This window comes from Streptomyces sp. NPDC006335, from assembly GCF_040612795.1.
GTDB lineage: Bacteria > Actinomycetota > Actinomycetes > Streptomycetales > Streptomycetaceae > Streptomyces.
This window is the reverse complement of record NZ_JBEXQX010000009.1, coordinates 65,630-85,696: the sequence shown is the minus strand read 5'-3', so window position 1 is coordinate 85,696 and position 20,067 is coordinate 65,630. Positions and strand designations below refer to the sequence as shown.

Here is a 20,067-nt window from a genome sequence, read left to right as displayed (position 1 = left end):
AAAATTTTTGCCCTCAGTGCAATCACAGGGGGTCCTCGTGCACGACTACCGGCGTATCGCCGACCGCATAGCCGCCGACATCACCACCGGACGGCTCCGGCCCGGCGAACGCCTTCCCCCGCAACGGAAGTTCGCGCGCCGGCACGGGATAGCCGCGTCGACGGCGGAGCGGGCGTACGGCGAACTCGTACGGCGGGGACTGGTCGTCGGAGAGGTCGGGCGCGGCACCTTCGTGAAGGCCACCGCGCCGGGGCGGCCCGGCAGGGGACTCATCGAGGACGCCGGGACACCCGTCAACCTGGAGCTCAACTACCCGTCCGCCGAAGGCCAGTCCGAGCTGCTCGCCGCCACCCTCGCCCCCCTGCTGCGCCCCGACGTCCTGACCGAAGCCCTCCGCCCGGCCGCCGCCACCGGCACCCCGGCCGCCCGCGAGGCCGTCGCCGCCCTCCTCACCACCCCCCGCTGGCGGCCCGACCCCTCCCGGATCCTCTTCACGGGCAACGCCCGCCAGTCCGTCGCCGCCGCCCTCGCCTCCCTGGTGCGGCCGGGCGGCCGGGTCGGCGTGGAGGAACTGACGTATCCCCTGGTCAAGGAGATCGCGGCCCGGCTCGGCCTCACCCTGGTGCCGCTGGCCACGGACGAGGACGGCCCGCTCCCGGAGTCGGTGGCCGCCGCCCACCGCTCCGCTCCCCTGTCGGCCCTCTATGTGCAGCCGACCCTGCACAATCCGACGTCCGTCACCACGAGCCCCGGACGCAGACGCCAACTCGCCCGTGTCGTCAACGACTTGGGCATCCCGGTCGTGGAGGACCGCATCTGGTCGTTCCTGGCGGAGACCGACGACCCCTTCGCCGCGCACGCCCCCGCCCTCACCCACGTCGTCGACGGTCTGTCCAAGCGGGTCGCGCCCGGGCTCACCGTCGGCTTCCTCGTCGTACCGGAAGGGCGGGTGGACGCGGTGGCGGACGCGGTCCGGTCCGGTGGGTGGAGTGCCGGGCGGTTCGCGCTGGAGGCGGGGACGCGGTGGACGGTCGACGGGACCGTGGCGCACCTGGTCGAGGCCAAGCGGGCCGACGCCGCGCGCAGGCAGCGGGTGCTGGCCGAGTGCCTGGCCGGGTTCGCCGTACGGTCCGATCCGCGCGCGTACTACGCCTGGTGGGAGCTCCCGGCCCCCTGGCGGGCGGACACCTTCACGGCCGCCGCCGCGGCGCTCGGTGTCGCCCTCGCGCCCGGGCCCTCCTTCGCCGTCGGCCCGAACCGCACCCCGGACGCGGTCAGACTCGGGCTCGCGTCGGTGGCCGTGCCGGATCTGGAACGGGCGCTGCGCACGCTCGCCGGGCTCGCAGCAAGCCGTACCGGCCGGTGAGCCAGCAGCTCAGGGCCACCGCCAGGCCGACGGCCACCAGCAGCCAGGAGACCGTGCGCAGCGTGCCGGTCAGGGCGTCGTAGACGGCGCCCGCGGCCGGGCGGCGCACCGGGTCGGTCAGGTCGGTCAGGGTGAGACGGCGGCCGACGGCGACGGCGAGGCCCAGCAGCGCCCCGCCGAGTGCCGTGCCGAGGGCGGTGGCGGTGAGGGCGCGGCGGCGGCAGGCGGCGAGGGCGATACCGGCGACGGCGAGGACGGCGGCAGTGACGGGCAGCCAGAAACCGGTGACTTCGAGCACGACGTAGCCCTTCCGGAGACGGTCGAGTGCGGGTGCCGGGAGCACGGCGACCTCGGTGCGGGGCAGGGCGACCCGGTGCTCCACCCGGGCGGCGACGGGGGCGATGTCGACGGTCACCTCGTGGTGGCCGCCCTCCCGGACGGCCCGCAGCACGGCCTGGTGGATCGCCCTGTTGCCCGCGTCCCAAGCCGTGCCGAAGGCGGGGGTGCGGGTGAGGGCGCGGACGAAGGGCCGGGCCGGCGCGCCGACCTCGTCCGCCACCGCGTCCGCGACGCCGTCCCGCACGGCGGGGTCGTCGGCGAGCGGTGCCATCGCCGTGACGTACCGGTCCGTGTCGGCGAGGCCGTACGCCGCCCAGGCCGCCAACGCGCCGAAGGGCACGAGGAGACAGGCCAGGGCGATCAGGGCGGCCGACAGGGGGCCACGGACACGGGAGGTCACCCTTCCAGGCAAAACCGTCGCCGCCGCCCGCGCGAGCCGTGGAGCCGGGGATTACGCCGTCCGGTGGTCCTGGCGGCCGGTGCGGTGTCCGCTAGCGGATCCGGTTACCCTCGCCGTCCTCGTGCGTGTAGTAGCGGTAGAAGAACACCATGAAGATCCCCGCCGCGACCACCAGCCCCAGGGCCGTCGAACGCAGCACGCTCTCGCCCGTCTGGCTGTACAGGAACCCGACGGCCGCCCCGGCGAAGCCGGACTTCACGGCCGAGTGCAGTTCCCGCTTCAGCAGCGGGGCGAACGTCGCCACGGCGATGCACAGGACGATGAAGGCGAGGGCCGTGACACAGCCGAACAGCACGTTCCAGCCGGTGATCGGCCCGCCGTCCCGGCGGTTCGCGGCCGCCCAGTAGCCGTAGACCAGGCCGAGCACGACCGGGATGCCGTACCTGGCGGCCAGGTGCACCTTGGCGCCGAAGACATCCGGTGTCCGGGCGAACCCGCCCGAGGGTGCCGCGTGAGCCATGAGAGCACTCCTCTCTCTCCACCCCGATACGCCCCCGACTACCAGAGCACACCTGCGCGGGCGCGCGGGCAAGTCGGATGGCGGGGGGAGGTTCCCCGTGTTTCGCTGGCCCCATGAGCGGAGTAGGCCGGGGGCAGGTGCTCCGCGTCCGCGGCCGCAGTGCCGCCTGGGTGCCGCCCCTCCTGCTGCTCGTCGCGATCACCGTGATCGACTACAGGACGGGCGCCGAGTTCCGGATGATCTCCTGGGTCGTCCTGGTCCCCGGCATCGCGGCCGCGATCTGCGGCGTCCCCGGCACCGCCGCCTTCGCCGCGCTCGCCCTCGTCACCTACGTCGTCGGCGACAGCTCCTGGCCGAACCGGTACCAGTCGGGACTGCCGGATTTCATCCTGGTCGCCGTCGGCGGCGTCCTCGCCGTCCTCGCCTGCGCGGTACGCCTGCGCGGCGAGCGCAGCATGCTGCACATGCGGGACGTCGCCGACACCACCCGCCGTACCGTGCTGCGCCCGCTCCCGCCGGTGTGGGGCGGTCTGGAGCACGCGGAGGTGTATCTCGCGGCCGACAGCGAGGCCCGCGTCGGCGGCGACTTCTACGACATCCAGCCCGGCCCGCACGGCACCCGCGTGCTCGTCGGGGACGTCCAGGGCAAGGGGCTCGGCGCCGTCGAGGCGGCGGCCGCGCTGCTCGGCACGTTCCGTGAGGCGGCGTACCACGAGGCGGACCTCGCGACGGTCGCCGAGCGGCTGGAGGTCCGGGTGCTCCGGCACGGCGGGCATGTCACCGCGCTCGGCCGCGACGACGGCGACCGCTTCGCCACCGCCGTCCTGCTCGGCTTCCCCGAGGCCGACACCGGCGTGGTGGAGGCCATGGTCTTCGGTCACGAACCGCCGCTGGTGGTCGGCCCGTCGGGGGTACGGCCGCTGCTCGCCGCCGACGGACTCCCGCTGGGCCTCACCGCCCTGTCCACCGACGGTCCGCCGCCCCTCCACCGCGTCCCCCTCGGCCCCGGCGAGACCCTCCTGCTGACCAGCGACGGCGTCACCGAGGCCCGCGACGGCACCGGGGAGTTCTACGCCCTCGCCGACGAGGTGGCCCGCGCCCTCGCCGCCGACCCGCGTGCCGTCGAGCCCCGCCGCCTGGTGGCCCTCGTCCGCGACGGCACCCTCGGGCACTGCGGCGGCCGACTCCTCGACGACACCACGGTCTTCGCGGTGCGCAGGGCCGACGAGCGGGCAGGAAAGGGACGTTTGCCGTCCTGAGAACTCCCCTTCGCGGCCGCAGCGGTTACCGTGCTGCCGTAAGTGATCGACGGGGGATGGGGAGGGACCGATGCCCGGGACCGTGCTGCTGCTCGCCGCCTCGCCGGTGGGCAAGAGCCGTCTGGTGGACGCGGCGTCCGTGCTGCCCGTCCTCGCGGCCGTGCCGCCGGCCGTGCTCTCCGGCACCGACACCGCCAACGTCGTCGAGCTCGCCGACCCCCTGGAGCCGCAGGCCGTCCTGACCCGCCTGCGCGCCGTCGCGGCCACGCCGGGCCCGCTCACCGTGTTCGTCACCGGCCAGCTCGCCCTGGACCGCCGCCAGCACCTGCCCCACCTCGCACTGGCCCGCACCACCCCGGCCACCGTGCGCTACACCGCCCTGCCCTGGCAGTGGATCCGCGAGGAGTTCCGGCTGCGTTCCCCGGGGTCGACGACCCTCGTCCTCGATCTGCACGCCGACGTCGACACCTGGGGATGGCTGCGGACGCACGCGCTCGACTCCGGGCGCAACAACGCGGTGTACGGGCGGATCGCGCCGCCGCCTTCCCGACGTACGGTGGCCGTGCCGGCGTACATGAAGACGATCGCGACGATCCTGCGCAGCGGGTGGCGTCCGCCGGTCGAGCAGCTGCATCAGCAGGCGTTCGGACGGCTGGGCTCCGAGGCGTACGGGGACGTGGTGCTGACGGTGCCGCCCGCCCCGGTGGCCGTACCCGGGGGCTTCGCCCCCAGACCCGCGTACCGGCCCGAACGGCCGGCGGTTTTGGCGGTTCCGGCGCAGCCTCCTCGGCAGGAACCCGTGGACCCCCACACCCACATCGCCGCCGCTGTCCAGGCCGGCCGTCACCAGGAGGCCGACGCGGTCGCCCTGGCGCACGAGCAGGCCGCTGCCCGGGCGCACGGCCCCGCCTCCGAGCAGGCCCTGCACTGGTCCGAGGTCCGGGCGGATCTCGCGATGTTCGCCAAGGACTCGGCGCGCAGCTGCGGGATCTGGCTGACGGTGGCCCAGACCCGGCTGGCCGCCGGGCAGGCCCCCGACTCGCCGGACGTGGAGAAGGCCGTCGACCGGGCCCACCACCAGTGGGGCCAGGTGCGCGACAAGTCCCGGGCCCAGGAACTGGGCACGCTGCTCGCCCAGTTGCGCGTCCGCGTCCCGGGCCGCCGCCCCGGCGCCCTGGAGAACGTGCGCAAGCAGCTGCGGGAACTCCAGGCGACTCCGTTCTAGCCGAGCATCGCCAGCGCCCCCGACACGAGCGTCCGTACGCCCGGCGCCACCGTCGACAGGTCCGGGGCGAAGTGCGGGCTGTGGTTGCTGGGGACGGCGTCGAACTTCTCCAGCAGGTCCGCGCCCGGCGCCGCCTCCCACACCGCGGCCGGGGTGCAGGTCACGAACCAGTAGGAGTACGGGAGTTCGCCGAGCGCGAGCTTCGAGAAGTCCTCGCTGGCCATCGCCGGACCGGAGTCGAAGACGGTGTCGGTGCCGAAGACCTCGCGGTGCACGGCGGCGATCCGGTCGTCGGTCGCCGGGTCGTTGACCGTGGCCGGGTACGAGCCGCCGAGGGTCACCTCGGGCTCGCGCGGGCAGCCGGCCGCACGGCACTCGCCCTCGGCGATCCGCCGGATGGAGGCGAGCATCCGGTCCCGGACCGCCTCCGACTGGGTGCGCAGGTTGAGGGAGATGCGGGCGGTGGCGGGGATGATGTTCGGGGCCGTGCCCGCCTCGATCCGGCCGACGGTCAGGACGGCCGACTCGCGCGGTGCGATCTCCCGGCTGACGACCGTCTGGAGCCGCGTGACGATGTAGGCGGCCGTGACGACCGGGTCGACCGCCGTCTCGGGGCGCGAGCCGTGTCCGCCCCGGCCGTGCACCACGATCTCCACGTCCGTCGTCGCCGACATGATCAGGCCCGGCACGTGCGGGTACAGGCCCGCCGGACCCGGCACCGCGTGCTGGCCGAGCAGCACGTCCGGGCGCGGGAAACGGTCGTAGAGCCCGTCGGCGACCATGGCGGCCGCCCCGCCGCCGGCCTCCTCGGCGGGCTGGCCCACCAGCAGCAGCGTCCCGGACCAGGCGTCCCGGCCGTCCGCGAGCGCCTTCGCCGCCCCCGCGAGCCAGGTCACGTGCAGGTCGTGCCCGCAGGCGTGCATCACCCCGGGCGTCTCGGAGGCGTACGGCAGCCCGGTCCGCTCCTCGACGGGCAGCGCGTCCATGTCGGCGCGCAGCAGGACGGTCGGACCGTCGCCGTTGCGCAGGACGCCCGCGACGCCGGTGCCGGCGATGCCCTCGGCCGTCTCGAAACCGGCCGCCCGCAACCGCTCGGCGAGCCGGGCCGCCGTGCGGTGCTCCTCGGCCGACAGCTCGGGGTGGCGGTGCAGGTCCCGGTAGAAGTCCTCCAGGTCGGGGACCGGGAGGTCGGCGGTGAGCTCCAGCGCGGTACGGGCGGCGGCAGACGTCATGCGGGCAGCGTAGGCGCCGGAGCCCGCGGGGGATGCGGCAGAGGCCGCCGACGCCGAGGGGAGTCCGAGCGGATCGACTCCCTGGGCGGACTTACCAGGGCGCGGTGGCGGACGTACGTCCCGGACGCCGGGTACCGGGAGATCTGCTGAGGTCACTTGGTGGAACCTTTACCAGGGCGCGTCCGTTGACCGGGTGAGATCACTCATGACGAGTACCGAGGTGACGTCAATGGCACTGTTCGACCGGCTCAAGGACCAGGCCAAGAACCTGCAGCAGCAGGCGCAGGGCGGGCGCGGCACGACGACCGGCGGGCACGGACAGGGCGGCAGCGCGCGCGGCGGCTCACGCGCCCAGCTCGTCGGCGTGCTGAAGACCCAGCTCGGCTCCCTGAAGACCGAGCTGAAGAGCGGCGCGTACCGTGACGCCAGCATGGCGATGTGCGCCCTGGTCGCGGCCGCGGACGGCCAGGTGGACGCGGCCGAGATGCAGCAGATGGAGTCCCTGATCCTCGGCAACGACGTGTTGCAGAACTTCCCGCCGGAGCAGCTGCGCCAGCGCTTCCACAAGCATGTGGACCAACTGACCCGCAACTTCCCGCAGGGCAAGGCCGAGGCGCTCCAGGAGATCGCCAAGGCCGCCAAGAAGCCGACCGAGGCGCGCGCGGTGATCCAGACCGGCATCGTCATCGCCGGCGCCGACGGTCACTTCTCCCAGGCGGAACAGGCGGTCCTGCGGGAGGCCTGCGCGGCCCTGGGGGTGAACCCGGCGGAGTTCCAGCTCTGAGCAGCTGCTCCACGTATACGCACTGCCACCTACGATGAGTGCGACCAGCGACTCCGAAGGGGGCGGCGGTATGAGCGAGCAGGCGATCTATCAACACCTGCGCGAGCTGCGTGAGCACTTCACACCGCCGCCCGGCTTCACGTACCCGGAGATCAGTGACGGGACGTTCGTCATGATGGTGAGCCCCCCTCCGCGCCACCAGGTCACGGCCAAGGACGTCGCACGTCAGCTGGATCCGCAGCTCCCCGACGGGATACTGACCTTCGAAGCCACCGACACCGACGACGACTCCCTGGGCAAGCTCCGGGTCCCCGACCTCATCGTCACCGCACGCGAGGCGATGCTGACCGACGGCCCACTGGACCCGCGCGAGATCTTCCTCGCCATCGAGATCGTCTCGCCCTCCAACCCGGGCAACGACTACGAGGTCAGAGCCGCGACTACCCCGCCATGGGCATCGGTCACTACCTGATCCTCGACCCCCGCGACGGCACCTGGACCTACCAGTGGGGCATCGACACCAGCGGCGGGCGCCCCCGCTACGCCAACCGCCTCCACAAGCAGCCGTACGGCACCCCGCTCGCCGTGGCGACCGAGCTCGGCACCTGGAAGCTCGACACGACCGACCTACCGCTGTACAGCCGCAAGGACATGATGCTCGGCCCGGAGACCGACGGGACGTGACGGTCCCCGGCCGGTCTCACTGCGACGGGTGCCCGGTGACCTGCCGGACCCGGTCCACCTGCCCGGCCGGCCGCTCCCCCGACGCCTTCGCCGGCCCCACGTTGGCCGCCAGGACCAGCGTGGCCACGGCCACGACGGCGGCGGCGAAACCCCTCGTGTAGCGCGCGGTGGTGCTGGTGCGTTCGAGCACGGCGGCCTCGCAGCGGTGGCGGTGAGTACCCAGGGCGGTGACGGTGTATTAAGCAGGGTTAATACGCCGTTTAACCTAGGGGCTGCGAGAGCCGAACGGCAAGAGGGGCTTGGGGAGTTGGCCATGTCGGAGCGGGACGACCCGGGCGTCATCGGGCGACGGGTGCAGCGGCTGCGGGTCGAACGCGGGCTGACGCAGAAACAGTTGGCCGAACCGGCCTACACCCCGGCCTACATCTCCACCCTGGAGTCCGGACGGGTGCGGCCCTCCGACGACGCGCTCCGGCATCTCGCCGACCGCCTCGGCGTCGGCTTCGAGGAACTGGCCACCGGCCGCCCGGCCCGTCTCGTCACCGATCTGCGCCTGCGCCTCACCGAGGCCCAGCGGACCCTCGCCACCGGGGAGGCCGAGGAGTCCGCCGGCCAGTACACCACCCTGCTCGCCGAGGCCGACGCGCTCGACCTCCCCGACGTGCGGGCCGCCGCCCTGCTCGGGCTCGGGGAGTGCGCCGTGGAGACGGGCGAACTCGGCGCCGCACGCCAGTACTTCGAGCGGGCCGAGCAGGCCCTCGGCGACGACGTCCCGCTGCCCGCCCGGGTCCCCGCCCTCCGCGGCCGCGCCCTCGCCCACTACCTCACCGGTGAACTGCGCTACTCCGTCTACCTGCTGGAATCCACCATCGACGAGCTCAACCGCGGTGGCCTCCACGATCCCGACGCCCTGCTCCTCCTCTACGCGAGCGTCATCGGCCCCTACATGGACATGGGCGCCCACGCGCGCGCCGCCCAGGCCGCCGAACTCGCCCTCGCGCTCGCCCCCCGGTCCGCCGACCCCGCCCTCGTCGCCCGGATGCACCGCTCCGTCGCCCGCACCCTGCTCGCCGAGGGCCGCCTCGCCGAGGCCGACGCCTCCCTCGCCAAGGCCGCCGAACTGTACCGGCAGCTCCAGCTGCGCACCGAACTCGCCAACTGCCACTGGATGCGCGGGTACGTCTACGCCCAGAACGGCGAACTGGAGCGCGCCGAGGCCGAGTTGAGGCAGGCCCTCGCCATGCTCTCCGCCAAGCGGGCGGCCCTGTACTCCAGCCAGGCCGCCGTCGAGCTCGCCGACGTGCTGCACCGGCGCGGCAAGTCCGACGAGGCCGCCGCCCTGCTCCACGACGTGCTCAGCGACCTCAGCTCCGAGCGCGGCGCCCTGCACTCCGCCGCCGCCCACCGCCTCCTGGGCATCATCGCCGAGGACGCCCGGGACACCGAGGCCGCCGAGGAGCACTACGTGCGTGCCCTGAGCCTGCTGGAGCGGGCCGGCGCCGCCGGTGACCTGGCCGACCTGTGCCGGCTGCTGGGCGATCTGCTCCGCCGTACCGGAAGGATCGAGGCGGCACTGGACGCCTACCGCACCGGCCTCGGACACCGTACGGCCCCCGGCACCACCACGCTCGGGCCCGCGCCCGCACAGCCCCCTCTATGAGGATTCCCGGCTTGTGCACAGGTGTGTCCGGTTAGCCTGCCCGGGACGGACGAGCGGGTGGGACACAGCGCGTGGAGAACCAGAGGACGGTGGCCGGACGGACCGTGGCCAGCCGGGCCGGGGCCGAACGGACCGCGACGGGGCGGACCGTGTCCGACGGACTGCGGCTCGTCGCGCTCGGTGTGCGCGTACTGGTCCACATCGCCCTCGGCGGCGCCGCGCTGGCCGCCGTCGTCACCGTCGCCTCGGTCCTCGGACCCACTCTCGCCCTCGACCTCTACACTCCGCCCGTCGCCGCCTGGTGGACCGTGTTCACGGCGGTCGCGGTCCAGGGCGTGCCCTTCCTCCTGCTCGGCACCGTCGTCTCCGCGGCGATCGGCGCCTTCGTGCCGGAGCGGGTCTTCACCCGGCTCCTGCCGCGCAGCCAGGCCCTCGCGGTACCGGTGGCGGGCGCGGCCGGGGTCGTGCTGCCGGGGTGCGAGTGCGCCTCCGTGCCGGTGGCCGGAAGCCTCATGCGGCGCGGGGTCGCCCCGGCGGCCGCGCTCGCCTTCCTCCTGTCCGCGCCCGCGATCAACCCCGTGGTGCTCGTCGCGACCTCCATCGCGTTTCCCGGACAGCCCGGGATGGTGCTCGGCCGGCTGGTCGCCTCACTCACCACGGCCGTGGTGATGGGCTGGCTGTGGGCGAGGTTCGGTCGGGAGGAGTGGCTGCGGCTGCCGAAACGATCAACCGGGACCTCCGCCCGCGGGCTCCGGGCCTTCGGCGCCGGGCTCCAGCACGACTTCCTGCACGCGGGCGGCTTCCTGGTGCTCGGCGCGGCGGCCGCGGCGACCTTCGACATCGTGGTCCCGCGCTCCGTGCTCGACCTCTTCACCGGCTCCGCCTGGCTGGCGGTGCCGCTGCTGGCCGTCCTCGCGGTCGTGCTGTGCGTGTGCAGCGAGGCGGACGCCTTCGTGGCCGCGTCCCTCAGCGGCTTCCCGCCCACCGCGCGACTGGCGTTCATGGTGGTGGGACCGATGGTCGACCTCAAGCTGATCGCCCTCCAGGCGGGCACCTTCGGCCGGGCCTTCGCCATCCGCTTCTCGTCCGTCACCTGGGTGGTGGCATTGCTGAGCAGCGTGCTCGTGGGGTGGTGGCTGTCGTGAGGCGCTACGGCCCCTGTCTGCTCCTCGTCCTCGTCGGCGCGGCGGTCCTGCGGATATCGCTGTTCAGTGAGCTGTACCTGCGGTACGTGCAGGAGGGGTTGCGGCCCTACCTGGTGGTGTCCGGTGGGGTGCTGGTGCTGCTCGGGGCGGCGATGGCGGTCGCAGGGCGGGGCGGGCGCGAGGCGGTCGAGACGGTCGAGGGGCGCGGGGAGGGCGAGGACAACGAGGCGGGCGCGTACGGGCACGGGCTCGGTCACGATCACGGTGCCGCCGGGCCGCGGATCGCCTGGCTGCTCACCCTGCCCGCTCTCGCCCTGCTGCTCTTCCCGCCGCCCGCCCTCGGTTCCTACAGCGCCGAGCGCGAGGCGGCGCAGCGGGCGGCACAGGGCGTGGGAGCCTTCCCGGCCCTGCCCGCCGGGGACCCGGTCGAGCTCACCCTCGGCGCGTTCGGTTCGCGGGCGATCTACGACAGCGGGCACTCGCTGAAGGGCCGTACGGTCCGGATGACCGGGTTCGTGACCCACGGCGACGACGGGACCTGGTACCTCACCCGGCTCTCCGTGACCTGCTGCGCGGCCGACGCCACCACCAGCAAGGTCGAGGTGCGCGGGGCCACGGACGGGGCCCCGCCGGTCGACACCTGGGTCACCGTCACCGGCACCTGGCACCCCGAGGGCGAACTGGGCACCGACAGCGCCTGGCCGCCGGTCGTGGACGCCAGCGCGGTACGGCTGGTGCGGCAACCGGCCGATCCGTACGAGAAGCGCTGAAGGGGGCGCCGGGGCGGCCGTCGTCCGCGTAGGTGGACAACGGCCGCCCCGGTGGGGACACGCGCCTTGTCACGCGGTCCTCCTGGAAGGTCCCCGGCCCGCTCGGGACGGCGGGAGGCGCCCCGGTCGGCGTCGCGGAACAGGGACGAAGAGCACGGCGCGGCGCGGTCCGGGCGCGAGGAGAGGTGGAGAAACAGCGGGAGGAGCGGGGCGCACGGGCGGCTCCGGCACGGTTCGACGCCACGCGGCCGCTCCCTGACCGTCATCGAAGACCGTAATGAATCGGTGCGCGGTCTGGGAAGGGCACGGGGGAGGACTCGGCGAGGACTCAGGGAGGACTCGGGATCCCGGAACACCGGGACCCGCCGCCGAGTTGGGCCGCGGCCGGGACCGTACGGGCAGGGCTCTCAGGCCGCCGGGACCGCTGAAGAGCGCTGGTCCGCCGTACCGCTTCCGGGCGTTTCGCCCAGTGTGCGAGGGGTAGCCGGGCGGTGCCCCTGGGCGGGTACGCCACGAGCGGCGCCCCCCGCTCCCGGTGAGTCTGCTCGGGGGCCATGACGGACACCCGCGTCGACCGAGGGAGGCGGTGACCGTGCGGCCCAGGGACGCCCGCGGCGACGCCCACGGCGACGAGCCAGGTCCGTCCCCCGGCTCGGCGGGCGAAGCGGGCACCTTCGCCAACCCGGACGACGGCACCGGCCCGCTCGCGCCACCGGGAGGCGGACCACCCCGACCGGAACGCGCACGGCAGGGCGGCCGGGAGCGGGGCCGGGGCGGCGGAGACGAGCGCGAGCCCGTTGGGCCACGCGAGGCTGGTCGGCCACGCGAGGCGGGTCAGGACCCAGGGGCCGGACCCGCCCGCGAGAGCGGGCACCACCCCGGAGCCGTGCCCAGGCCGGTGCGGGATCAGGTGCGGGCGGCTGAGGTGATCGCGGCCGGAGTGCGGGGCGCCGAGCCCGCCGAGATCCCGGGCAAGTTGTGCGCGGCCGCCGTCGCGCTGCTGCCGGTGGCCGGGGCGAGCGTGTCGCTGCGCAGCGACGGCATGCCCGTCCAGCTCAGCGCCAGCAGCGACCGGGCCGCCCAACTCTCCGACATGCAGGCGACGTTGGGCGACGGACCCTGTATGTCCGCCGCGGCGGCCGGCACCGCCGTGTTCGCCACCGACCTGACCTCCGACCGGGACGCGGTCCGCTGGCCCGTCTTCGCCCAGCAGGCCACCGCCGCCGGGATACGGGCGGTCTACTCGATGCCGCTCGGCAACGACACCGTGTGCGTGGGCACCCTCGACCTCTACCGCGAGGCCCCCGGCGAACTCACCCGGCGTGAGCTGCGTGTCGCCGAGCTGGTGGCCAGCGTCATGACGGTGGCCCTGATGGCACTGCCCCGGGGGGAGGACAACGGCCCGGAGGGCGAGGACCCCTGGCTCAGCGGCCTGGCCACCGCGCACGACGAGGTGTACCAGGCCGTCGGCATGATCATGGTGCAGCTCGGCGTCGACGCGGACGAGGCCCTCGCCCGGCTGCGCGCGCACGCCTTCGCGCACAGCCGCAGCGCGCTCGACGTGGCGCACGACGTGGTCTGGCACCGGAAACGGTTCGAGCGGGACTGACCGCTCACACCTGCACCCGCCCCTGCCTGCGCACCTCCGCCAGCCGCTCCGCCCCCAGTTGTACGACCGCCTGCGTGGCGTCCGTCTGTACGTCGCCGAAGCCGCCGTTCGTCACACTGATCGCGTCCTCACCCACGCGGAGCGCGGCGACGTCCAGCGTGAGCGTCGTCGGCTCGCCGTCCGGCGACTGCCCGGTCAGCAGCACCCGCAGCCCCTGCCGGGCGTCTCCCGCCTCCGGCAACGGCAACTCGGCGACCTGCGCCCCGAGGACCGCCCCTGTGGTCGTGGTCGCCGCGAACTGCGAGCACGTGCGCGGAAGGCTCCTGAGCCAGGCCAGGGTCTTGTCGATCTCCGCCTGGGGACGCGCGAGCACCTGATACCGCATCTGCGCCTCGTTCCACTCGTCGTCCATCCCGACGACCGCGCGGGGACGGGCGTCGGCGCCGAACAACTCGTCCGCGTACAGGGCGTCGAGCAGCCGCTGGCACTCCCGTCGGTCGGCCTTCGCCTTCAGCACCTCGTCGTGCCAGGTGGCCACCCCCTGGGACGGTGTCCAGGGCTCCCCGAGGTCCGCGTCGGTGACGAGCGCGGCCCGCGCCATCGCCTCGGTGAGGGCCGAGGACGGGGCGGCGGACGCCTTCGGGGACGGCGGCGGCGCGCTGCTGGGCGGCGTGATCGACGGCCTCGGGGCGGTGGGGGGCGTGGAGAGCGCGGAACAGGCGGTGGCGGCGAGGAGCCCGGAGAGGGCGAGAGCGGAGGCGGCGGCGCGGGCGGCGCGGGGCGGGGTCATGCTTCAAGTGATCACCGGCTTCACGGAGGTCACCAGCGGTCTGGGCCGTACGGGCTACGGGTTCCGGGCCAACGGGGCTACGGGGCCGGGGTGCAGGAACCCCGGCCGCCCACCAGGCCCTTTGCGCAGGGATCTAGTTGTTGCCGGCCATGACGTTGGTGATGCTCGCGCGTGAGGCGTGAGGCGTGAGGCGTGAGACGGGAGACGGTTTCCGGCGGCGGTGCGAGGCCGGTGGTAGTTGTGGTGGGCGTTCCAGACCGCGATTGCCCGAGCTCGCTCTGCTTGGGCGCGCCGGCCACCGGCCTACGGTGCGCTCGCTGATCCGCATGCCTTGGTTCGCGAGTTCGAGGGTGATCCGGCGGGCGGACCACTTGTCGTCTCGCCGTAACTGCTCGACCCGTTCGACGACCGGTCGTACCGGTTCTTCCACTTGGACAGGCAGGCGCGGGAGACACCGGCCTCGGCGGCGACACGCGCGATCGGACGGGTGCGGCAGCGTGCCACGAGCCTTCGGCGTCCCTGCATGTTCAAAGGGACGTTCGCATGTGTCATCGGAGCACCTCGGTGCTCCGGCCGGCCGTGATGGCGGTGAGGAAGGGGAACGCGATGAGCAGCGCGGCCGCGACGAGGAGTCCGCTGGCCCAGAGCGGCCCGAGGTTGCCGGCTTCGGTGCTGAGGGTGGCCGCAGCGATGACGGGGCCGACGGCGGCGCCCACGTTGAGCGCCGCGGTCGCATACGAGCCGGCCATGGTGGGGGCTTCCGCGGCCTCGTAGAGGACCCGCGTAATCAGCGTGCTGCCCAGCGCGAACGACAGTGCGCCCTGCACGAACACGAGGATGAACAGGGCGACCGGCTCGTTGGCCAGCATCGCCAGGGTCGGCCAGCCGATGAGCAGCAATGGGCCGCCGACGGCGATGACCGGGCCGGGACGCCGGTCGGACAGCCGGCCGGCGACGGTGACGCCCACGAAGGATCCGACGCCGAAGAGCACCAGAGCAATGGAGATCCACAACTCGCCCAGCCCGGCGCTGTCGGTCACCACGGGGGCGAGGAAGGTGAGGCTTGCGAAGGTTGCCGAGTTCACCAGCGCGCCGAGCAGCATCACCAGAATCAAGCGTGGCCGTGTGAGCTGGGCGAGTTCCGTTCGCAACGCCTGCCTGCCGGTAGCCTCACCTTCATCACGTCCTGCCGGGATTCCCTTCAGGATGCCGACAGCTGCCGGCAAGCAGAGGGCGGCGACAGCCCAGAAGGTGGCCTGCCAGCCGAGCAACGTGCCGAGTACCGCGCCGCCAGGGACACCGGCGATCGTGGCCACCGTCGTGCCTGACAGCAGCACGGCAAGCGCACGTCCTTTCCTGTCGGGTGAGACCAGCGTGGCGGCAGCCGTCAGAGCGACGGCAAGGAACCCTGCGTTCGCGAGCGCGGCGGCGAGCCGGGTGGCGAACAGTATGGGGAAGCTTGTGGTGCTGGCGCCCACGGCATGAGCTGCCGCGAAGGTGAGGATGAACCCGAGAAGGCTGGAGCGCCTGGGCCAGTTGCGGGCCAGCGCGGCCACAAGGGGGGCGCCGACGATCATGCCGACCGCGAACGCCGAGGTGAGCGTTCCGGCCGTCCCGACTGTGACATCGAGATCTGAGGCGATGTCCGGCAAGAGGCCGGCGAGCATGAATTCCGAGGTGCCCATGGCGAAAACAGCCATGGCAAGCAGGTACAGCGGGAAAGGCATCGAGTGGCTCCGAGGTGAGGAGAAGCACGAGAAGGTCATCTCGTCACCGCGGCCAGCCCCAAGGGCACACTCGCCCGTCCGCAGAATGTGGCGCGACGACAGGGCTACGAGCTCAGTGGCTCAGGGGGCTGACGGCGTGACCGAAAGCCCCCACCTTGTCTGACTCAGGACTCGACATGGCCCGCACGGTACCCGACCGATACCAGTCGAAGCACCTTGGTTTCACTGACGTCATGTCCCGCAACATCTAGTTCTCGCCGTCCGCACCCAGCACCTCCATCGCCTCCTCGCAGGCGAAGCCGATCGGGTCGGTGAAGACGCGCAGCCCGTGGGCGACCAGGGCGCCCTCGTGCAGGAGCATGAGCGTGCGGGCCTGCTCGGGGGCCAGGTCGGTGAAGAGCCGGAGCATCCACTGCTTCTGGCCGGTGATGACGGCGTACGCCGGGTGCGCGGGGTCGCTGATCTCGGCGTGGGCGTTGACCATGCCGCACCCCTTGGGGCTGTTGTCGTCCATCCACTCCCGAGAGGCCTCGAAGACCGCGCGGACCCGGTCGACGGCCGCCGGCCCCGCCGCCCCCAGCCGCTCCAGGACATACGTCCGCCAGCGCTCGTCCCGGTCGGCGAGGTACTCCACCACCAGCTGCTCCTTGGAGCCGAACCGGTCGTAGAGCGTCTTCTTCGTCACCCCGGCCTCGGCGGCGATCAGGTCCACGCCGACCGCGTGGATGCCGCGCTCGTAGAACAGCCGGGACGCCGCCGCGAGGGCGCGTCGGGCGCCCGGGGTCATGTTGATCCGCCGTACCTGCTGTGCCTGTGCGCTGTCTCCCACGCTCCCGACTATACCGATCTGTATAGTGGAGCGGGCAAGGACGTATACAGATCTGTTTAGTCACGGGTGGTGACCTCGATGAACGTCCTGCTCTCCGCCGCTTTCGTCGTGTGCTGGAGCTCCGGGTTCGTCGGAGCGAAGCTGGGCACGCAGGACGCCGGCGCGACAACGCTCCTCATGTGGCGTTTCCTGCCGCTGGCGGTGGCCCTCGCCGCGTTCGCCTTGTACCGGGGCCGGGCCGCCTGGCGCCCCCTGGCACCCCGCGACCTCGCACGGCAGGTCCTGATCGGGCTGCTCTCCCAGAGCGGTTACCTCCTCACCGTCTACTACGCCATCCAGCTCGGCGTCTCCAGCGGTACGACGGCCCTGATCGACGGCACCCAGCCGCTGGTCGCCGGCGCGCTCGCCGGTCCGCTGCTGCGCCAGTACGTCTCGGCCAGGCAGTGGCTCGGCCTGTGCCTGGGTCTCGGCGGAGTCGCCCTGGTCACCACGGCCGACGCGGCGTCGACGACGGGGGTGGCGTGGTGGACCTACCTCGTCCCGTTCGCCGGGATGCTCTCGCTGGTCGCGGCCACCTTCCTCGACCGGCGCTCCCGCACCCCGGTGACCCCGGCCGTGTCGATGACCGTCCACTGCGCCACCAGCGCCGCCGTCTTCACGGCCGCCGCCGTCGCGACCGGCACCGCGACCCCGCCCGCCGACGGATCCTTCTGGCTGGCCACGATCTGGCTGGTGACGCTCTCCACCTTCGGCGGCTACGGCCTGTACTGGCTCGTCCTGCAACGCTCCGGAGTCACCGAGGTCAACACCCTCATGTTCCTCATGGCCCCGGTGACCGCCGTCTGGGGCGCCCTGATGTTCGGCGAACCCTTCACCCCCCAGACGGCCCTGGGCCTGGCGGTCGCGCTGACGGCGGTGGCGGTGGTACGGGGAGCGAGCACCCGTCAAGGGGAAGCGGAGGCCGCCGACTCCCGCTGACGGGCACTGCGCCCCCCGCCACGACCCCGGCCGACGATCAACTGCCGTATCGGCTGCGCACATCCGGTGCGCAGCCAGTGTCACCGGCGATGGTCCAGCAGTTCTTGCTCGTCAGGCCCTCGAACGCCTTCTGGCAGCGGGGCAGGGGTCTACGCTGTGACCTGCGGCCACCGCATGATCGTTGTCTTCGCACACCGATGCTCAACGGTGGCCGCGTCAGGTCGCGCAGCGTCTGCCTGCCGTGCTGTGTCTGGGAGGGCTTGTGCAACGGGGCGAAGTCTGGTGGGTCCAGTTCGACGAGCGGAGGTTGGTCGTACTGCTGTCAGGAGACGACGCGTCCGGGTTCCAGGTGATGCAGGTCGTCGCTCCGGCGGGTCTCGACGTCAGCGGTCTGGGCATCGAAGTGACGGTCGGCGCCGGTGAAGGGCTGCCGCTCGAAGGCGTGCTGCGGCTCGCGTTCCCGCGTCCAGGCTTCACCCCGTGCACATGGCTGACCACCGTGTCCCGGGACGACCTGATGGAGCGGGCGGCCGTGCTGTCCTCCGAGAAGCTCAGCGAGATCGACGATGCCCTCCGACTCGCTGACCGAGCACCGGAGTGGACTCCGGCAACGACGGCGAAGCTCAGCGAGATGAGGGACGCCCTCCGTCGCGGTGAACTCGGGTAGACGGAGGACTGCGCCGATCAGTACCAGTGCTACTGGGCTTCCTCGGAACCGTCCTCGCTCGCTCCAGCGATCTTGCCGCCGACGTACACCACGCTCAGCGCGAGAGCGGCTGCACCAGCGGCTGCCACCACCCTCATCCCCGCCCCCAGGAACTGCTTGCTCTCGCTGTCCTTCTCGGATACCCGCCGCACGTTCTGGTCCAGGCGGTCGTGGAGGGCCTCCCGCTGTTCCCAGCTGAGGTCGTCCCGACCGAGGTCGGCCCGCAGGGCGTCCCGCTGGTCCTGCGAAGCCTGGTAGAAGTGGTTCTGACTGTTCTCGTTGGCCGCGAGAGTGGACTTGTGGGCCTCTGTGACCGCATCGATGTCGGCCTTGGCCAGGTCCTTGAAGGCGGGGAACTGCTCGATGAGCTTGAGCCGCACCTCAGTGGCCATCTCGGGCATCGCTGCCGCGAACTTGAGCACCTTGTCCTTGGACAGGTTCCGCCAGTCCGGGATACCCAACTTCCGCTTGAGCGCTGCTTCGTTCACGTGGCCCATTCCCTGACTCCGTTCGTCGTCCCGGATAGTAGCGGTGCCCACCGACAAGCCCCTCTGCGTCGTCCTCGGCCCCGGCGGAAAACCCCGTAGCCCCGCCCCCGCCCCACCCCCTACCCTCGCCCCATGCAGCGTGCCCACCTCATCGCCATCCCGTCGATCACGACGACGCCGGAGCAGGTCCCGGCGCGCTGACCGCTGACGCAGTCCGAAGCCCCGGGGCGAGTGCCCCGGGGCTTCGCCGTTCCCGTCGGTTCCTCGCCCCCACCGCGAGGGAGAACCCCATGAACGCCAAGTACCCCCTGAACCCCCAGCACCCCCTGAACCCCGCGCACGACCACCGTCGGCTCGGCCGTGAGCTCGGTCTGTTCGACACCGATCCGTTGATGGGCGCGGGGCTGCCGTACTGGCTGCCCGACGGGGCCGTCGTACGGCATGTCCTGGAGGAGTACGTCAGGGAGGCCGAGCGGGCCGCCGGGTACCGGCACGTGTACTCGCCCGTGCTCGGGAAACGGGAGCTGTACGAGATCTCCGGGCACTGGGACCACTACGGCGAGGACATGTTCCCGCCGATGCGGCTGGGCGGCGAGGAGGTCGTGCTGCGGCCCAGCCTCTGCCCGCACCACGCCCTCATCTACCGGTCGAGGTCGCACAGTTACCGTGAACTGCCTTTGCGGATGGCGGAGTTGGGTGGTATGTACCGTTCCGAACTCTCCGGTGTCCTCGGCGGTCTCACCCGCGTCCGTGCCATCCAGCTCAACGACGCCCACATCTTCTGCACCCCGGAACAGGCCGTGGCGGAGGCCCGGGCCGCCCTCGACCTCATCCGGCGCGCCCACGACGACCTCGGCATCCGGGCGGCCAGGTACCGTCTGTCCCTCCCGGGCGGCTCCGCCAAGTACGTCGCGGACCCCGCGCTCTGGCGCCGCGCCACCGCTCTCCTCGAAGAGGTCCTGGACGGCGTCGAGTACGAGTCCGCGGAGGGCGAGGCCGCCTTCTACGGCCCCAAGATCGACGTGCAGATCAGCGATCCCGCCGGCCGTGAGTCCACCCTCTCCACCGTCCAGATCGACTTCCACCAGCCTGAACGCTTCGACCTCCACTACACCGGCCCCGACGGCGGCAGGCACCGCCCGGTGATGGTCCACCGCAGTGTCATCGGCAGCGTGGAACGGGTGGTCGCGCATCTCATCGAGGCGCACGGCGGCGCGTTCCCGGTGTGGCTCGCCCCCGTGCAGCTCGTGGTCCTCCCCGTGGCCGACGCCCAGGAGGAGCGGGCCCTCGACGTCGTACGGCGGGCCGAAGCGCGCGGTATCCGGGCCGAACTCTCCGGCCCCGGCGACGGCACCCTCGGCGCCCGCATCCGCGCCGCGCGCCTGGTGCCGTACCAGGCGGTGATCGGCGAGCGGGAGGCCGACGCCGGCTGTGCGGCCGTACGGCTGCGGGACGGACGTAGGCCAGGAGCTGTGCCGGTCGACGCGTTGCTTGACCGGATCGCCGCCCGGGACGGTGATCGTGGGGCCGAACTCTGGGCGGCTGCGTAAGGTCGG

Annotated in this window: 21 protein-coding genes and 1 pseudogene; 13 read left to right on the top strand and 9 right to left on the bottom strand. The window is 72.8% G+C overall.

The window, feature by feature from the left end:
* The first annotated feature begins 37 nt into the window (after positions 1-37).
* A complete protein-coding gene (locus ABZ098_RS24740) occupies positions 38-1,366 on the top strand; it encodes a PLP-dependent aminotransferase family protein (protein WP_356595040.1) in 1,329 nt (442 codons plus the stop codon).
* Here ABZ098_RS24740 and ABZ098_RS24735 read toward each other — a convergent pair.
* Positions 1,275-2,105, bottom strand: a complete 831-nt coding sequence (locus ABZ098_RS24735; protein ID WP_356594561.1) for a hypothetical protein — start codon at positions 2,103-2,105, stop codon at positions 1,275-1,277. The genes ABZ098_RS24740 and ABZ098_RS24735 overlap by 92 nt on opposite strands.
* Positions 2,106-2,196: 91 nt before the next feature.
* Positions 2,197-2,625, bottom strand: coding sequence for a hypothetical protein (locus ABZ098_RS24730; protein WP_356594559.1), 429 nt, complete (start codon positions 2,623-2,625; stop codon positions 2,197-2,199).
* A gap of 113 nt (positions 2,626-2,738) precedes the next feature.
* Between ABZ098_RS24730 and ABZ098_RS24725 the strand changes: the two genes are divergently transcribed.
* Entirely contained in the window at positions 2,739-3,884 is a 1,146-nt protein-coding gene (locus ABZ098_RS24725) for a PP2C family protein-serine/threonine phosphatase (RefSeq protein WP_356594557.1), read from the top strand.
* 70 nt (positions 3,885-3,954) lie between these two features.
* The gene (locus tag ABZ098_RS24720; protein WP_356594555.1) at positions 3,955-5,109 is read left to right on the top strand and encodes a hypothetical protein; all 1,155 of its coding nucleotides are present in this window, start codon (positions 3,955-3,957) and stop codon (positions 5,107-5,109) included.
* Here the strand turns inward: ABZ098_RS24720 and ABZ098_RS24715 are convergent.
* Positions 5,106-6,341 (bottom strand): amidohydrolase, encoded by a 1,236-nt coding sequence (locus tag ABZ098_RS24715; protein ID WP_356594554.1) that lies wholly within the window; start codon positions 6,339-6,341, stop codon positions 5,106-5,108. The genes ABZ098_RS24720 and ABZ098_RS24715 overlap by 4 nt on opposite strands.
* Before the next feature lie 229 nt (positions 6,342-6,570).
* Between ABZ098_RS24715 and ABZ098_RS24710 the strand changes: the two genes are divergently transcribed.
* The 3 genes from ABZ098_RS24710 (at position 6,571) to ABZ098_RS24700 (ending at position 7,809) form a co-directional block, all read left to right on the top strand.
* Entirely contained in the window at positions 6,571-7,125 is a 555-nt protein-coding gene (locus tag ABZ098_RS24710; protein ID WP_356594552.1) for a tellurite resistance TerB family protein, read from the top strand.
* A gap of 70 nt (positions 7,126-7,195) precedes the next feature.
* Positions 7,196-7,597 (top strand): Uma2 family endonuclease, encoded by a 402-nt coding sequence (locus ABZ098_RS24705; RefSeq protein ID WP_356594550.1) that lies wholly within the window; start codon positions 7,196-7,198, stop codon positions 7,595-7,597.
* The gene (locus ABZ098_RS24700; RefSeq protein WP_356594548.1) at positions 7,576-7,809 is read left to right on the top strand and encodes a hypothetical protein; all 234 of its coding nucleotides are present in this window, start codon (positions 7,576-7,578) and stop codon (positions 7,807-7,809) included. Before ABZ098_RS24705 ends, ABZ098_RS24700 begins: the two co-directional genes overlap by 22 nt.
* Positions 7,810-7,825: 16 nt before the next feature.
* Here the strand turns inward: ABZ098_RS24700 and ABZ098_RS24695 are convergent, their stop codons facing one another.
* Positions 7,826-7,999 (bottom strand): hypothetical protein, encoded by a 174-nt coding sequence (locus ABZ098_RS24695; protein WP_356594546.1) that lies wholly within the window; start codon positions 7,997-7,999, stop codon positions 7,826-7,828.
* A 123-nt stretch (positions 8,000-8,122) separates the two neighbouring features.
* Here ABZ098_RS24695 and ABZ098_RS24690 point away from each other — a divergent pair, with 123 nt between their 5' ends.
* The 4 genes from ABZ098_RS24690 to ABZ098_RS24675 all read left to right on the top strand — a co-directional run bounded on the left by ABZ098_RS24690 (position 8,123) and on the right by ABZ098_RS24675 (position 12,993).
* Positions 8,123-9,469: a tetratricopeptide repeat protein gene (locus tag ABZ098_RS24690; protein ID WP_356594544.1), complete on the top strand. Its 1,347-nt coding sequence runs from the start codon at positions 8,123-8,125 to the stop codon at positions 9,467-9,469.
* Between the two features lie 149 nt (positions 9,470-9,618).
* A complete protein-coding gene (locus tag ABZ098_RS24685; RefSeq protein WP_356595038.1) occupies positions 9,619-10,614 on the top strand; it encodes a permease in 996 nt (331 codons plus the stop codon).
* A complete protein-coding gene (locus ABZ098_RS24680; protein ID WP_356594542.1) occupies positions 10,611-11,384 on the top strand; it encodes a TIGR03943 family protein in 774 nt (257 codons plus the stop codon). Before ABZ098_RS24685 ends, ABZ098_RS24680 begins: the two co-directional genes overlap by 4 nt.
* Before the next feature lie 592 nt (positions 11,385-11,976).
* The gene (locus tag ABZ098_RS24675) at positions 11,977-12,993 is read left to right on the top strand and encodes a GAF and ANTAR domain-containing protein (protein ID WP_356594540.1); all 1,017 of its coding nucleotides are present in this window, start codon (positions 11,977-11,979) and stop codon (positions 12,991-12,993) included.
* Positions 12,994-12,997: 4 nt separating this feature from the next.
* On the opposite strand, the gene ABZ098_RS24670 is transcribed toward ABZ098_RS24675, so the two are convergent.
* The 4 genes and pseudogenes from ABZ098_RS24670 to ABZ098_RS24655 all read right to left on the bottom strand — a co-directional run bounded on the left by ABZ098_RS24670 (position 12,998) and on the right by ABZ098_RS24655 (position 16,297).
* A complete protein-coding gene (locus tag ABZ098_RS24670) occupies positions 12,998-13,783 on the bottom strand; it encodes a hypothetical protein (protein WP_356594538.1) in 786 nt (261 codons plus the stop codon).
* 298 nt (positions 13,784-14,081) lie between these two features.
* A pseudogene (locus ABZ098_RS24665) lies at positions 14,082-14,335 on the bottom strand (leucine zipper domain-containing protein); the annotation flags it as partial.
* Positions 14,332-15,510: a Cmx/CmrA family chloramphenicol efflux MFS transporter gene (locus ABZ098_RS24660; protein ID WP_356594536.1), complete on the bottom strand. Its 1,179-nt coding sequence runs from the start codon at positions 15,508-15,510 to the stop codon at positions 14,332-14,334. The gene ABZ098_RS24660 and the pseudogene ABZ098_RS24665, both read right to left, overlap by 4 nt.
* A 247-nt stretch (positions 15,511-15,757) precedes the next feature.
* Positions 15,758-16,297: a helix-turn-helix domain-containing protein gene (locus ABZ098_RS24655; RefSeq protein WP_356595036.1), complete on the bottom strand. Its 540-nt coding sequence runs from the start codon at positions 16,295-16,297 to the stop codon at positions 15,758-15,760.
* Positions 16,298-16,417: 120 nt separating this feature from the next.
* Between ABZ098_RS24655 and ABZ098_RS24650 the strand changes: the two genes are divergently transcribed.
* Both ABZ098_RS24650 and ABZ098_RS24645 read left to right on the top strand, forming a co-directional pair.
* Positions 16,418-17,317: a DMT family transporter gene (locus tag ABZ098_RS24650; protein ID WP_356595035.1), complete on the top strand. Its 900-nt coding sequence runs from the start codon at positions 16,418-16,420 to the stop codon at positions 17,315-17,317.
* Positions 17,318-17,579: 262 nt separating this feature from the next.
* Positions 17,580-17,984, top strand: a complete 405-nt coding sequence (locus ABZ098_RS24645; RefSeq protein ID WP_356594534.1) for a type II toxin-antitoxin system PemK/MazF family toxin — start codon at positions 17,580-17,582, stop codon at positions 17,982-17,984.
* Between the two features lie 29 nt (positions 17,985-18,013).
* Here the strand turns inward: ABZ098_RS24645 and ABZ098_RS24640 are convergent, their stop codons facing one another.
* A complete protein-coding gene (locus ABZ098_RS24640) occupies positions 18,014-18,511 on the bottom strand; it encodes a hypothetical protein (protein ID WP_356594532.1) in 498 nt (165 codons plus the stop codon).
* A gap of 290 nt (positions 18,512-18,801) precedes the next feature.
* Between ABZ098_RS24640 and thrS the strand changes: the two genes are divergently transcribed.
* Complete coding sequence (gene thrS, locus ABZ098_RS24635; protein ID WP_356594530.1) at positions 18,802-20,061, top strand: threonine--tRNA ligase; 1,260 nt, start codon at positions 18,802-18,804, stop codon at positions 20,059-20,061.
* The last annotated feature ends 6 nt before the right edge of the window (positions 20,062-20,067 follow it).